Origin of the sequence: Oscillibacter valericigenes (assembly GCF_021531435.1) — a bacterium.
Classification (GTDB): Bacteria; Bacillota; Clostridia; order Oscillospirales; family Oscillospiraceae; genus Oscillibacter; species Oscillibacter valericigenes_B.
This window is the reverse complement of the sequence record NZ_JAFBIS010000004.1, coordinates 17941-31433: the sequence shown is the minus strand read 5'-3', so window position 1 is coordinate 31433 and position 13493 is coordinate 17941. Positions and strand designations below refer to the sequence as shown.

Annotated in this window: 14 protein-coding genes; all 14 read left to right on the top strand. The window is 61.7% G+C overall.

Going from position 1 to position 13493, the window contains the following annotated elements; genetic code table 11:
* Positions 1-74 precede the first annotated feature (74 nt).
* The 14 genes from JQM68_RS03390 to JQM68_RS03325 all read left to right on the top strand — a co-directional run bounded on the left by JQM68_RS03390 (position 75) and on the right by JQM68_RS03325 (position 13166).
* On the top strand, positions 75-506 hold the full coding sequence (locus JQM68_RS03390; RefSeq protein ID WP_235221509.1) for a dUTP diphosphatase: 432 nt from the start codon (positions 75-77) through the stop codon (positions 504-506).
* A gap of 10 nt (positions 507-516) precedes the next feature.
* Positions 517-1092, top strand: coding sequence for a Maf family protein (locus JQM68_RS03385; protein WP_235221508.1), 576 nt, complete (start codon positions 517-519; stop codon positions 1090-1092).
* A 267-nt stretch (positions 1093-1359) separates the two neighbouring features.
* Positions 1360-2205 (top strand): rod shape-determining protein MreC, encoded by an 846-nt coding sequence (gene mreC / locus JQM68_RS03380; RefSeq protein WP_235221507.1) that lies wholly within the window; start codon positions 1360-1362, stop codon positions 2203-2205.
* 13 nt (positions 2206-2218) lie between these two features.
* Positions 2219-2731 carry a hypothetical protein gene (locus JQM68_RS03375; RefSeq protein ID WP_235221506.1) on the top strand — a complete coding sequence of 171 codons (513 nt, stop codon included), beginning with the start codon at positions 2219-2221 and terminating at the stop codon, positions 2729-2731.
* A 16-nt stretch (positions 2732-2747) separates the two neighbouring features.
* Entirely contained in the window at positions 2748-4970 is a 2223-nt protein-coding gene (locus JQM68_RS03370; RefSeq protein WP_235221505.1) for a penicillin-binding transpeptidase domain-containing protein, read from the top strand.
* Between the two features lie 59 nt (positions 4971-5029).
* Positions 5030-6898: a glycoside hydrolase family 13 protein gene (locus JQM68_RS03365; protein WP_235221504.1), complete on the top strand. Its 1869-nt coding sequence runs from the start codon at positions 5030-5032 to the stop codon at positions 6896-6898.
* Between the two features lie 180 nt (positions 6899-7078).
* Entirely contained in the window at positions 7079-7834 is a 756-nt protein-coding gene (locus JQM68_RS03360; protein WP_235221503.1) for a ParA family protein, read from the top strand.
* Positions 7835-7855: 21 nt separating this feature from the next.
* Positions 7856-8740 (top strand): ParB/RepB/Spo0J family partition protein, encoded by an 885-nt coding sequence (locus JQM68_RS03355; protein WP_235221502.1) that lies wholly within the window; start codon positions 7856-7858, stop codon positions 8738-8740.
* Positions 8730-9278 (top strand): hypothetical protein, encoded by a 549-nt coding sequence (locus JQM68_RS03350; protein WP_235221501.1) that lies wholly within the window; start codon positions 8730-8732, stop codon positions 9276-9278. The genes JQM68_RS03355 and JQM68_RS03350 overlap by 11 nt, the downstream gene beginning before the upstream one ends.
* A 59-nt stretch (positions 9279-9337) precedes the next feature.
* Positions 9338-10642 (top strand): serine--tRNA ligase, encoded by a 1305-nt coding sequence (gene serS / locus JQM68_RS03345; RefSeq protein WP_235221500.1) that lies wholly within the window; start codon positions 9338-9340, stop codon positions 10640-10642.
* Positions 10643-10731: 89 nt separating this feature from the next.
* Positions 10732-11178, top strand: a complete 447-nt coding sequence (gene mscL, locus JQM68_RS03340) for a large-conductance mechanosensitive channel protein MscL (RefSeq protein ID WP_235221499.1) — start codon at positions 10732-10734, stop codon at positions 11176-11178.
* Entirely contained in the window at positions 11178-11873 is a 696-nt protein-coding gene (gene rsmG, locus JQM68_RS03335; RefSeq protein WP_235221498.1) for a 16S rRNA (guanine(527)-N(7))-methyltransferase RsmG, read from the top strand. Before mscL ends, rsmG begins: the two co-directional genes overlap by 1 nt.
* 103 nt (positions 11874-11976) lie before the next feature.
* A complete protein-coding gene (gene minD / locus JQM68_RS03330; RefSeq protein ID WP_235221497.1) occupies positions 11977-12732 on the top strand; it encodes a septum site-determining protein MinD in 756 nt (251 codons plus the stop codon).
* A 20-nt stretch (positions 12733-12752) separates the two neighbouring features.
* Positions 12753-13166, top strand: coding sequence for a methylglyoxal synthase (locus JQM68_RS03325; RefSeq protein WP_235221496.1), 414 nt, complete (start codon positions 12753-12755; stop codon positions 13164-13166).
* Positions 13167-13493: the final 327 nt, after the last annotated feature.

The window sequence follows — 13493 nt, the reverse complement described above, 5'->3', positions numbered from 1 at the left end:
CCCTCGCCAGTTCAATACAATTCGTATAATATTCGGTTTATATTACGATATATTATCGTTTTTTGGAGTTTCACATGGAAGAGATCAAGGTAAAATATTTTACAAATGACATAGACGAGCTGTGCTATGTGGACGGAAAATCCGACTGGATCGACCTTCACTTAGCGGAGGAGGTCACGCTGAAGGCGGGCGAGTTCCGGCTGCTGCCTCTGGGCGTGGCCATCGCCCTGCCGGAGGGGTATGAGGCCCACATCGTGCCCCGCAGCTCCACGTTCAAGAACTACGGCATTCTGCAGACAAACTCCATGGGCGTAGTGGACTGCTCCTACTGCGGCGACAACGACCAGTGGCGGATGCCGGTCTATGCCACCCGGGACGTGACCATCGAGAAAAACGCCCGCATCTGCCAGTTCCGCATCATGCAGAACCAGCCGCCTCTGCGGTTCACCCGGGTGGAGCGTCTGGACGGCCCCGACCGGGGCGGGTTCGGCTCCACGGGAAAGTGAGGGATCCCCTATGGCACACATCGTTTTGGCCTCCGCCTCCCCCCGGCGGCAGGAGCTGCTGCGGCGCATGGGCATCACGGAGTTCGACATCCGGGTGCCGGAGACGGAGGAAACTTACCCGGAGGGCCTGTCCCCCCGGCAGATCGTGGAGTATATCTCCCGGGAAAAGGCGGATGCCGCCGCGAAGCTGTGCACGGCGGACGAGATCGTCATTACCGCCGACACCATGGTATTTCTGGACGACGCACGGCTGGGCAAGCCCTCCGACGAGGCCGACGCCCTGCGGATGCTGACCGCCCTCCAGGGACGGCACCACACCGTCTGCACCGGCGTCACCGTCCGGCAGGGCGGCCGCGCCGTCACCGGGAGCGAGGAGACGGAGGTCATCTTCCGGCCCGCTTCCGAAAAGGAACTGCTGGCCTATATCGCCACCGGCGAGCCCATGGACAAGGCCGGGGCCTACGGCATCCAGGGAAAGGGCTCCCTGCTGGTGGAGGGCATCCGGGGCGACTTTTTCAATGTCATGGGCCTGCCGCTGCTGCGGCTGAGCCGTATGCTGGAGCAATTCGGTATCACCCTATGGTAAAGAGGGGACTTCGTCCCCCCTTTGCCCGCAAGGGGCACGCCGCATCCGTAAAGCAGCAAAGCTGCTAACGGCTGCGCAGTAGATTCCCCTACACCAGTGACGCGGTCACTGGTGAACGCGCCCTTGGATAGCCGTTGGCGCTTTAGCGCCTTACGGATATCGCATACCCCCCGCGGGTAAAGGCGCTCAGGTCAATATATTTTCGCCACGTACACGCCGCGGCGAAAATCATTGAAATCTTTAGGCTGTTCAAAAGGGGTTATTTCTTTGAAGAATTTCCTGAAAGAGCACGGGCTTTGGGTCCTGTTCGCCGCGGCGGTCATTGCCGTGGCGCTGGCCGTCATGTCCGTTTTGAGTTATACGTCCTCACCGCTGGTCAACGCCGCCAACACCATCGCGGCGCCCTTCCGGGCGGCGTACACCGCCGTGGCCACCTGGTTCAACGACAAGCAGAATTACTACAAGGACACCACCGCCCTAGAGTCGGAAAATGCCGCGCTGCGCCGCCAGCTGGCAGAGATGGAGGACGCCGTCCGCCAGGCGGAGGCCGACAGCGCCGAAAACGCCCGCCTGCGGGAGCTTTTGAATCTGCGGGAGCAGCGGCGGGACATCACCGGCGACCTGGAGGCCGCCCTCATCACTGAACACACCGTGACCAACTGGACCTCCGCCCTGACGCTGAACAAGGGCTCCCAGCACGGCGTGGAGGTAAATGACTGCGTCATTGACGAGACCGGCGCCATGGTGGGCACGATCTGCGAGGTGGGCCTCAACTGGTCCCGCCTCCTGACCCTGGCGGACACCGACACCTCCCTGGGCGCCCAGGTGTTCCGCACCGGCGACCTGGGGCTGGCGCAGGGCGACTTCTCCCTGATGGAGGAGGGCCGCCTGCGGCTGGACTATCTGCCCGCTGACTGCCAGCTTCTCAGCGGCGACCTGGTGGTGACCTCGGGCCTTGGCGGGTTTTATCCCTCCGGGCTGGTCATCGGCTCCGTGGAGGAGGTCCAGCTGGACGATTCCGGTGCCGCCGCCTACGCTATTCTGGCGCCGAAGGTGGATTTCGACCAGCTGGCGGAGGTTTTTATCATTAAGTCCTTCGACATTGTGACGTAAGGAGGCGCAGCCCTTGCTGGCCCGAAACGAAACCATCTTGAAATGGGTGCTGTACGCCGCCGCCACGGTGCTGTGTCTGGCGGTGCAGGAGATGTTCCTCCAGCGGTTCACCTTCTGGGGGGTCATTCCCTTCGTCTATCCCCTGCTGGCGGCGATCCCCGCCGCTTATGAGGGGCCGGTGCCCGGGACGGCTTTCGCGCTGGCGGTAGGCGTGGTCTGCGACCTCATCCTGCCCGGTCCCATCCCCTGCTTTTACACGCTGGTATTTCCTGTGGTGGGGCTGTGCGCCGCCCTGCTGGCCCGGAACCTGCTGCCGGCGGGCTTTCTCTGCTCCCTGGCTGTCACTGCCGCCGCTTTTCTTCTCACTGACTTCTTTGCCGCCGTGCTGCTGTGGCTGAGGGGCAGCGGCGCCTGGAGTGCCGCCGCTTTTCTGATGCTGCGGGAGTTCTGCGTCACCGCACCCCTGACGGTCCCTGCCACGGCGCTGTACCGGGCCGTGCACCGCAGGGCTCACCGGGACGACTGATACCAAAGGAGAACCCATGGATCCAAAGAACCAACATATCCGATTATACGCGCTGGCGGGCTTTCTGGCCGTGATCCTGCTGGTCTACCTGGGGATCCTGTTCAACACCCAGGTCCTTGACCATGAGGAATATCTGGCCAAGTCCGTCCACTCCATCGCCAAAGAGGAGACGGTCAGCGCCTCCCGGGGCATCATCACCGACCGCAGCGGGCGGACGCTGGTCTCCAACAGCTCCGCCTACGACCTCTCCTTCGACACCAGCCTCCTGAAAGACGGAGAGGACGTCAACCAGTCCATCCTGCGGCTCATCCAGCTATGCCAGGAGCGGGACATGACCTGGGTGGACAACCTGCCCATCCGCACCGAGGCGCCTTACGCCTATACCGTGGACCAGCTGTCCGACACCCAGCGCGGCCGGTTCCTCACCTATCTGAGATCGCTGGAGAAGGCGAAAAAAACGCTGGGCAATTATTTGCTGGAGCACCCGGAGCTGGTGTCGGAGCCGGAAGAGGCGCAGACCGCCGGAGACGGCTCGGAGACCGCTCTGACCCCGGAAAAGCAGGCCGACGCGCTGCTGAAGCGTTTCCCCTCCTCCGCCCTCACCGAACAGGTGCTGAACAGCGCGGGGCTGACCTCCGCCGCCCTGCTGGAGATGCTGTGCGAGGAATTTCAGATCCCCGAGACCCTTTCCATGCGGGAGCAGCGGCAGGTGATGGGCGTCCGCTATGAGCTGGCCCTCCGGCGTGCCAACGGCTACACCAGCTGCGTGCTGACGGAGGACATCGACACCGAATTCATCTCCCTGGTGACCGACGGCCGCTACGCCGGCGCCAAGGTGACCACCTCCTCCCAGCGGGAATACCAGACCACCTATGCCGCCCACATTCTGGGCACCGTGGGCGCCATCAGCTCCAAGGAGGAGCTTGCCAGCCTGGGCGAGGGTTACCGCTGGGACGACATGGTGGGCAAATCCGGCGTGGAGGCCGCGTTCGAGCAATACCTCAAGGGCACCGACGGCACCCGGGTGGTATCCGTCAACGACGAGGGAAAGATCACCGGCCAATATTACGAGACGGAACCGGAGCCAGGCAGCACCGTGGAACTGACTATCGACCTGGAACTGCAGAAGACCGTGGAGGACGCGCTGGCGGAGACCGTCTCCAAAATGACCGCCGAGGACGGCAACGCAAAGCGGGGCGCAGGAGCGGCGGTGGTCAAGGTCGGCACCGGCGAGGTGCTGGCGCTGGCCTCCTACCCCACCTATGACCTGTCCACCTACCGCCAGCCGGAGGTCAACAAGGCATTGACCGAGGACCCCGCCCGCCCCTTCTTCAACCGGGCCACTCAGGGCACCTACGCCCCCGGCTCCACCTTCAAGCCCCTCACCGCCCTGGCGGCGCTGGAGGAAGGCGCGGTGACGCTGACGGAGAAGATCAACGACCCCGGCGTGTGGTACTATCCCGAGATGATCGAGGGCACCGAGCCCTTCAAGGCGCACTGCTGGAAGCGGAGCGGCCACGGAAAGCTGAATGTCACCCAGGCCATCACCAACTCCTGCAACGTGTTTTTCTATGAGATGGGCTACCGGCTGGGCATCGACGCCCTGAACAAATACGCCAGCGCCTTCGGGCTGGGCGAAAACACCGGCATCGAGATCGGCGACAGCGCCGGCGTGCTGGCGGGCCGTGAGGAACGGGAGGCCAGCGGCGGCGTCTGGTACGGCGGCGAGACCACCCAGGCGGCCATCGGCCAGTCCGACAACCTGTTTACTCCCCTGCAGCTTGCCAACTACATCGCGACCCTGGTCTCCGGCGGCAAGCACTGCCAGGCCCACCTGTTGAAGGCCGTCAAAGCCTATGACAACTCCGAAGTGGTGGCGGTTGGAAACACCCAGCCCGTCAACACCGTGGAGTTCAGCGACAGCACCCTCCAGGCCATCAAAGAAGGTATGCTGGGCTACACCCAGCCCGGCGGCATGGTGTACAGCTCCTTCAAGGACTGCACCGTGACAGCCGGCGCCAAGACCGGCACCGCGCAGCTGGGCGGAAACGTGAAGAACAACGGCGTGTTCGTGTGCTTCGCGCCTTATGATGAGCCGGAGATCGCCCTGGCCATCGTCATCGAGCAGGGCGACGCCGGCGCGGCGCTGGCTTCCACCGCCGTGACGATCCTGAATTCCTATTTCTCCGCCGACGAGATCGGCACCGCCGTCATCGGCGAAAATCAGCTCCTCCCCTGATACAGCGGACCATCCGCCTCTTCCCGTCCCGATCAATCTTCAACAAGGAGTTACCTCCCATGAGTGAACCGTTTGTTTTCGACCCCCGCTGCGAGCTCTGCAAAACGCCCTTCGGCGCCGTGGTCTGCGGCCAGGAGGTCACCTTTACCTGCCGCCCCCTGTCCAGTGAGGGCTTTACCCACTGCGCTCTGGTCCTGTACCGGGAGTTTTCCGGGAAAGGGCAGGAGATCGAGCTGTCTCCCGCAGGGTTCCTGGGCGACCGGGTGTGCTTTTCCACCGTATTCCGGGCCCCGGAGGAACCGGAGCTGGTCTGGTACCACTTCCGCTTCTGGCGGGACGACGGCTCCGGCTGCGATCTGGACCGCACCGGCTACCGCAGCGACGGCCAACCCCTGTCCTGGCAGCTCACCGTCTACCGGAAAAGCCAGGTGCCGGAGTGGTACGGCGAGGGCATGGTTTACCAAATATTTCCAGATAGGTTCCAGCGGCTGTCTGTTCCAAATCCGGAGGGGCTGGTGGGAAACCGCTGGGTCCATGAAAATTGGGACGAAGCGCCCACTTGGAGGCCGGATCCGGACGGAGAGGTGCGGAACCGGGACTTTTTTGGCGGTTCTCTTGCCGGTATCACCGACAAGCTGGATGAACTGGCGGCTTTGGGCGTGACGACGATCTACCTGAACCCCATTTTTGAATCCGCCTCCAACCACCGCTACAACACCGCTGATTATTCCAAAATCGACCCCTTTTTGGGCACGGAAGAAGATTTTAAAACCCTATGCGCCCAGGCGAAGGAGCGGGGCATCCGGGTGATCCTGGACGGCGTGTTCAACCACACCGGCTCCCAGAGCATTTACTTCAACGCCGACGGATTCTATCCCACGGTAGGCGCCGCCCAAAGCCCTGACTCGCCTTATTCGGATTGGTTCTCGTTTCATCCCTGGCCTGACGACTACGACGCCTGGTGGGGCATCCGTACCCTGCCCGCCGTCCGGGAGGACGCGGCCAGCTACGTAGACTACATCATCGGCGGGAAAAATTCCATCATCCGCCGCTGGCTGCGCGCCGGCGCTTCCGGCTGGCGGCTGGATGTGGCGGACGAGCTGCCGGACTGGTTTATTGAAAAGGCCCGGGAAGCCGTGGAGGACACCGAGGCTGACGGACTGCTGATCGGCGAGGTGTGGGAGGACGCTTCCAACAAGATCGCCTACTCCCAGCGGCGCAGGTATCTGCTGGGCAACGAGCTCCACGGCGTGATGAACTATCCCTTCCGCACGGCGCTGCTGACCTATCTGAAAGGCGGCGACGCCGCCGGCTTTATGGAATCCATGGAGACCCTCCGGGAAAACTACCCGCCGGAGGCCTTTTACGCCAACATGAACTTCCTGGGTACCCACGACACCGCCCGCATCCTGACGGTGCTGGGCGCGGACGAGGCGCCAGCCTCCAAGGAGGAACGGGCTTCCTTCCACCTCTCCCCCGCCCAGCGGGAGCGGGGCACCGCTCTGCTGCGGCTGGCGGCGCTGACCCTGTTTACCTTTCCCGGCGTGCCTACGGTCTACTACGGCGACGAGGCCGGTATGGAGGGCTGGGAGGACCCCTTCAACCGGAGGACTTACCCCTGGGACCGGGAGAACACGGCCATCCGGGATCATTTTGCCCTGCTGGGCAATCTGCGTAAGCAGCGCTCCTCCCTGCGCAGGGGCGGCATCCGGTGGCTGGAGGCCCGGGGGCGGCTGCTGGCGTTTGCCCGGGAATCCGCGGGAGAGCGCAGCGTCACGGTACTGAATGCCGGTGATACGGCCGAAACCTGGACCCTGGACTGGCCCTGGGAGAGCTGCACAGACCTGGTCTCCGGCCGGGCGTTCACGCCCGTGGACGGCAGGCTGGTCCTGAGGCTGGGTCCCTGCGAGGGCCTGCTGCTGGGGTAAGCGCCGTATGTTTCACGTGAAACATGTCTCAAAACTCCATACCTTCTTTCCCCGGATGTTTCACGTGAAACATCCGGGGATTTTTTGCGTCTTTTTCTCTGGTGACCCTTGCAAGGGCCTTTTCTCCTTGATATAATACGGTCGTATGTTTACGAGGATTTTTGGAAAGCAGGTGTCTTTTTGGCAAAAACCATTGCTATTGTGAATCAAAAGGGCGGCGTGGGAAAGACCACCACCTGCGTCAACCTGTCCGCCGCCCTGACGGAGGCCGGCAAGCGCGTCCTGCTGTGCGATTTTGACCCCCAGGCCAACTCAACCTCCGGCATGGGCGTGGACAAAACGGTGTCCCGGGGCGTCTATGACGTGCTCATCGGCAGCATTCCCGCCCGGGATGCCATCACTGCCACGAAGTACGGCGACGTGATGCCCTCCAACAAAGCGCTGGCAGGCGCGGGTATCGAGCTGATCGCCATGGAGCAGCGGGAATTTCTGCTGCGGAACGCCCTGGAGCAAGTGGCAGAAAAGTACGATTACATTTTCATTGACTGCCCGCCCTCTTTGGAGCTGCTGACGCTGAACGCATTGTGCGCCTCGGATTCCATTTTGGTGCCCGTACAGGGGGAATACTACGCTCTGGAGGGCCTTTCCGACCTGATGAACACAGTGCGCATTGTCCGGCGCTCCCTGAATCCCCGGCTGGAGCTGGAGGGCGTGCTCCTCACGATGTTCGACGGACGAACGAACCTGGCCCTGCAGGTGGCGGAGGAGGTAAAGCACTACTTCCCCGGCAAGGTGTACGCCACCGTCATTCCCCGAAACGTGCGGCTTTCTGAGGCGCCCAGCCACGGCAAGCCCATCACCGCCTACGACCGCACCTCCCGCGGCGCCGAGGCCTACACCGCTCTCGCGGCGGAATTTTTGAAGAAGCAGCAATAACGTGGAAAGGAGCATTTGTCCATGGCATCCAAAAAGCCCTCCGGCCTTGGCCGGGGTCTCGGCGCCCTTTTGGGCGACGATGTGCTGAAAACTGAGACCGCCGGGGCGCTCTACCTCCCCATTTCAGAAGTGGAGAGCAATTCCTCCCAGCCCCGGAAGAACTTTGACGAGGAGGCGCTGGCACAGTTGGCGGATTCCATCCGGGAACACGGCATTATCCAGCCGCTGACCGTGCGGAAGCTGACCTCCGGGTATTATCAGATCATTGCCGGCGAACGCCGGTGGCGGGCTGCCCGTTTGGCGGGCCTGCAGGAGGTGCCGGTGACGGTCATTGAGGCCGACGACCGGAAAGCCGCCGAGCTGGCCATGATTGAGAACCTCCAGCGGGAGGACCTGGACCCCATCGAAGAGGCCATGGGGTATCAGACCCTGACGAAGCAGTACCACATGACTCAGGAGGAGGCGGCACAGCGGGTCGGAAAATCCCGCAGCGCCGTCACCAACGCCCTGCGGCTGCTGGATCTGGAGCCCTCCGTGCAGAAAAAATTGCAGGAAAAGGCGCTGACCGCGGGCCACGCCCGGGCGCTGATCCCCCTCCCCCCTGCCCTGCAGGTCCGGGCCGCCAACGCTATTATTGACGGCGGGCTGTCCGTTCGGCAGGCAGAAGCCCTAGCCAAGCGGCTGGCGGCGGAGAAAAAGCCGAAGAAAGAAGCGCCCGCCAATCAGGTAGATTACACCGCGGAGGCTCAAAAGGAGCTGTCCAGCAAGCTAGGGCGGGGCGTGCGCATTGTGACGGGCCGCAAAAAGGGCCGCATTGAGTTGGAGTACTACGGGCTGGATGACCTGAACGATCTGCTGGATGCACTGGCCCTGCTGCGGAGAAAGGACAAGCCCCATGAAATTTGAAAAACGGGATGCCGCCGGAACACCCGCCCCCCAGGAGGAAAAACCGGGCGGAAACAAGCCCGTCGTCATCTATATTATGATCCTGTTTATCGCGGCGTTTCTGCTGATGGCGCTCTCCTTCTTCATGCACCAGCGGAGCAACACCGAAGCCCTGGGTCAGCTGCAGAACTCCGTCAGCACCATGCAGGAGGTCCAGGCCAGCCAGGAGAAGATCATTGACCTCCAGGATAAGCTGGCGGTCACCGAGGAAGAGCTGGACCGCGCAAATGAAAAGCTGGAAAAAAGCGAGCAAGAGCGCGGCGCACTGGAAAAAAGCCTGCGGCAGGAGCAGGACGCGCTGCTGGCGCTGTATACCCTGCAGCAGAATTACCTGAACCAGAACCTGGACGCCTGCGTCAGGACCATTGAGGACGCGGAAGCGGCCGGACTGCCCGGTGCCTTGTCCGACAAGAGTGAAAACGGCGTCACCGCCCCCGCCGTCCGCTGGCGGGAGCTGAAAGACGCGGTGGAGGCAAAACTGGCAGACGAAAAACCCTGAATGTTTCACGTGAAACATGATGTTTGATATTCTGAATCAATAATAGAGGAGAACATTTTATGCTTGACATTCGTTTTATCCGGGAGAATCCCGACGCAGTGAAGGAAAACATCAAAAAGAAGTTCCAGGACGCAAAGCTGCCTCTGGTGGATGAAGTCATCGACCTGGACGCCAAGCGCCGCGCCGCCATCGCCGAGGCCGACCAGCTCCGCAGCAACCGCAACACCCTGTCCAAGCAGATCGGTATGCTGATGGGACAGGCCAAGAAGGACCCCAGCAAACTGGCAGAGGCCGAGGCTGTGAAGCAGCAGGTCAAGGAGCAGGCCGACCGCCTGGCAGAGCTGGAAAAACTGGAGAACGAGCTGGAGGAAGAGCTGCACAAGCGGATGCTGGTCATTCCCCAGATGATCGACGACTCCGTGCCTCTGGGCCCCGATGACTCCTGCAACGTGGAGGTGGAGCGGTTCGGCGAGGCCAAAGTGCCTGACTTCCCCATTCCCTATCACACCGAAATTATGGAGAGCTTCGACGGCATCGACCTGGACGCCGCCGGCCGCGTCTCCGGCAACGGCTTCTACTACCTGCTGGGCGACATTGCCCGGCTCCATGAGGCTGTGCTGGCCTATGGCCGTGACTTTATGATCGGCAAGGGCTTCACCTACTGCATCCCTCCCTTTATGATCCACGGCAACGTGGTGGAGGGCGTCATGTCCCAGACCGACATGGACGGCATGATGTACAAGATCGAAGGCGAGGACTTGTACCTCATCGGCACCTCCGAGCACTCCATGATCGGCCGCTTTATCGACCAGATCATCCCCGGTGAGAAGCTGCCCCAGACCCTGACCTCCTACTCTCCCTGCTTCCGCAAGGAGAAGGGCGCCCACGGCATCGAGGAACGCGGTGTCTACCGCATCCACCAGTTCGAGAAGCAGGAGATGATCGTGGTCTGCAAACCCGAGGAGTCCAAGGACTGGTACGAAAAGCTGTGGCGATTCTCCGTGGAGCTGTTCCGCTCTATGAACATTCCCGTCCGCCAGCTGGAGTGCTGCTCCGGCGACCTGGCTGACCTGAAGGTCAAGAGCTGCGACATCGAAGCCTGGTCTCCCCGCCAGCAGAAGTACTTCGAGGTCTGTTCCTGCTCCAACCTGGGCGACGCCCAGGCCCGCCGCCTGCGCATCCGCTACAAGGACGAGAACGGCAGGATGCAGCTGTGCCACACCCTGAACAACACCTGCGTGGCGCCTCCCCGCATGCTGATCGCTTTCCTGGAAAACAACCTTCAGGCCGACGGCACCGTGGTCATCCCCGAAGTCCTGCAGCCCTACATGGGCGGCACTAAGGTGCTGGTCCCCAAAAAATGATAAACTTCCCCCTTTGCACGGCATTTTAAACAGCCGTATAAATTCCGAATCGTATAATTTATAAATTATATAACAGGAGGTATAGAACAATGGCAAAGGATACAGGTTTTATTGCGGAATTCAAAAAATTCATCGCCCGGGGTAACGTGATGGACATGGCCGTCGGCGTTATCATCGGCGGCGCGTTCGGCAAGATCTCCACCTCCCTCGTCAACGACATCATCATGCCCGCCGTCTCCATGCTCACCGGCGGCGTGGACTTCTCCAACTGGAAGATCGTACTCAAGCAGGCCGTGGCCGGCGCTGACGGCGTCATCGATGCCAGCACCGAGGTCGCCATCCGCTACGGTTCCTTCCTGGCCACCATCATCGACTTCCTCATCATCGCCTTCGCGGTGTTCTGCCTCATCAAGTTCCTGAACAGCCTGCACCGCAAGAAGGAAGAGGCTCCCGCCGCGCCTCCCGCTCCCCCCGAGCCCTCCGCCGAGGAGAAGCTGCTGACGGAGATCCGCGACCTGCTGAAGGAACAGAAGTAATGGAACAGCTCCTGCAAGATGGTCTGACCGCACTGGGGCTTCCGGCGGACGGCATTCCCGCCCTGATCCGGTATGCGGACTTGCTGGTGGAGAAGAACAAGGTCATGAACCTGACCGCCATCACCGAACCGGCGGACATCGCCCGGCTCCACTTTCTGGACAGCGCCGCCTTGCTGACCATTGCGGATTTCAAAGAGAAAACCGTGGCGGATGTGGGCACCGGGGCCGGTTTCCCCGGCGTGCCGCTGCGCATTATCGAGCCGTCTATGCACCTGACGCTGCTGGACGCGCTGAATAAGCGGGTGGAGTTTTTAAAGGAAGTTTGCGGCGACCTGGGCCTGGCGGACGTGGAATGTGTCCACGCCCGGGCCGAGGAATTCGCGGCGGACCGCCGGGAGAGCTTTGACCTGGTGACCAGCCGGGCCGTGGCCGCCCTTCCCCTGCTGTGCGAGCTGTGCCTGCCGCTGGTAAACGTGGGCGGCTCCTTCATCTCCATGAAGTCCGTGGACGCCGGGGCGGAACTGGATTCCGCCCGCCGCGCCATTGAAGTGCTGGGCGGAACGGTGGACCGGGTAGTGGATTATGACATTCCTGGGACGGAGATCCGCCACCGGGCCATTGTCATCAAAAAAGCGCGGGAGACGCCGAAAAAATATCCCAGAGCATTTGCAAAAATCAAAAAGAATCCGCTATAATAGAATAAAATGCGGGATTTGGCTTTTTTTGCGGAACAAATGCTTTACGAATAAGAAATTTGTGGTATAATAGTACACAAATTTTTGTGAGAGGAGGGGCCCCATGGAACGGCGGGGACAATGCATCGCCGTGGTATCCGGCAAGGGCGGCACAGGCAAGACGTCCTTTACCGCCGGCGTCAGCGCCGCGCTGGCACAATCCGGCAAGCGGGTGCTGTGCCTGGACTGTGATGTGGGCCTCCGAAACCTGGACTTGGCTCTGGGCCTCTCCGACCGGGCGCTGATGGATTTCTCCGATGTGGCCCAGAACCGCTGTCCCCTGGCGGCGGCTGTGGTGGAGCATCCCCACCTGCCGGGACTGTTTCTGCTGACGGCGCCTGTCCGCAGCCGGGGCCGCCCGGCGACCGAGGAACAGATGGCAAAGCTCCTCCGGGACATCCGAGAACGGTTTGACTACTGCCTGCTGGACGCGCCGGCGGGGCTGGGCATGGGCTTCCTGCTGGCTACCGCCGCCGCCGACCGGTGCGTGGTGGTGACTACCACCGACGCCTCCTCCCTGCGGGACGCCCAGCATACCGTCATGGAGCTGGAGCGGTTCGGCACCGGGAAGCTGCATCTGGTAGTGAACCGGGTGCGGAAAAAAATGCTCCGCAGCATGCACGCCACCATCGACGACGCCATCGACAAGGCGGGCCTGCCTCTGTTGGGCGTGGTGCCCGAGGACGACGCCCTGCTCCTCAGCCTGAACCGGGGCGTGCCGCTGCTTCTCGACAACAGTCAATGCCCTGCCGCCTCCGCTTACCGCAACATCGCAAAACGCATCCAGGGCGGGAGAGTCCCCCTGCTGCGTATCAAATAGAAGAGAAAGGAGCTCCACCCATGAATATCGCGCTGATGTCCCACGACAACAAAAAGGAGCTGATGGTACAGTTCTGCACCGCCTACGCCGGCATTCTCTCCCAGCACCAGATCTACGCCACCAACGCCACCGGCCACATGGTGGCCGACGCCACCGGACTCAACGTCCACTGTTTCCTATCCTACGCCCATGGCGGCAGCCAGCAGATCGGCGCCCGCATTGCCTACAACGAGTTCGATCTGGTGCTGTTCTTCAACGACCCCAGCAATGAGAGCATGGCGGGCGAGATCTCCTATATCTCCCGGCTGTGCGACCAAAACAACATCCCCTTCGCCAGCAACATCGCCACGGCGGAGATGCTGGTGCTGGGCCTCGCCCGGGGCGATCTGGACTGGCGCTGCATCGTGAATCCCTCCAACCGGCCTATCGCTTGACATTTTCGGAAAAACCAGATACAATCTGTGCGTGATTTCACCGCAAAGATGCCGCAGCAGTAATTCAGAGACCGATCCGCAGAGAGAGGCGCAGCAAGCTGAAAGCGCCTTGTTCGGACTGGACGAAGGACAGCGGCGGAGCGGGGGCGGAAACGCCCACGGCTCCCTCCCCGTAACAGGAGGCCAAAGGAGGCCCTGCCAGGCCTTGAATTTGGGTGGCACCACGAAGCGAATGTTCGCTCTCGTCCCAAAATGTTGGGACGGGAGCATTCTTTTTTACGTCCTGTCGCGCTTTCTAATTATCAACCTATCGAAAGAAGGAGTATC

Excerpts from the sequence above, each read along its gene's own strand:
- JQM68_RS03390 (WP_235221509.1), top strand. The coding sequence starts at position 75 with ATGGAAGAGATCAAGGTAAAATATTTTACAAATGACATAGACGAGCTG.
- JQM68_RS03385 (WP_235221508.1), top strand. The coding sequence starts at position 517 with ATGGCACACATCGTTTTGGCCTCCGCCTCCCCCCGGCGGCAGGAGCTG.
- JQM68_RS03370 (WP_235221505.1), top strand. The coding sequence starts at position 2,748 with ATGGATCCAAAGAACCAACATATCCGATTATACGCGCTGGCGGGCTTT.
- JQM68_RS03365 (WP_235221504.1), top strand. The coding sequence starts at position 5,030 with ATGAGTGAACCGTTTGTTTTCGACCCCCGCTGCGAGCTCTGCAAAACG.
- JQM68_RS03355 (WP_235221502.1), top strand. The coding sequence starts at position 7,856 with ATGGCATCCAAAAAGCCCTCCGGCCTTGGCCGGGGTCTCGGCGCCCTT.
- JQM68_RS03350 (WP_235221501.1), top strand. The coding sequence starts at position 8,730 with ATGAAATTTGAAAAACGGGATGCCGCCGGAACACCCGCCCCCCAGGAG.
- serS (WP_235221500.1), top strand. The coding sequence starts at position 9,338 with ATGCTTGACATTCGTTTTATCCGGGAGAATCCCGACGCAGTGAAGGAA.
- mscL (WP_235221499.1), top strand. The coding sequence starts at position 10,732 with ATGGCAAAGGATACAGGTTTTATTGCGGAATTCAAAAAATTCATCGCC.
- rsmG (WP_235221498.1), top strand. The coding sequence starts at position 11,178 with ATGGAACAGCTCCTGCAAGATGGTCTGACCGCACTGGGGCTTCCGGCG.
- minD (WP_235221497.1), top strand. The coding sequence starts at position 11,977 with ATGGAACGGCGGGGACAATGCATCGCCGTGGTATCCGGCAAGGGCGGC.
- JQM68_RS03325 (WP_235221496.1), top strand. The coding sequence starts at position 12,753 with ATGAATATCGCGCTGATGTCCCACGACAACAAAAAGGAGCTGATGGTA.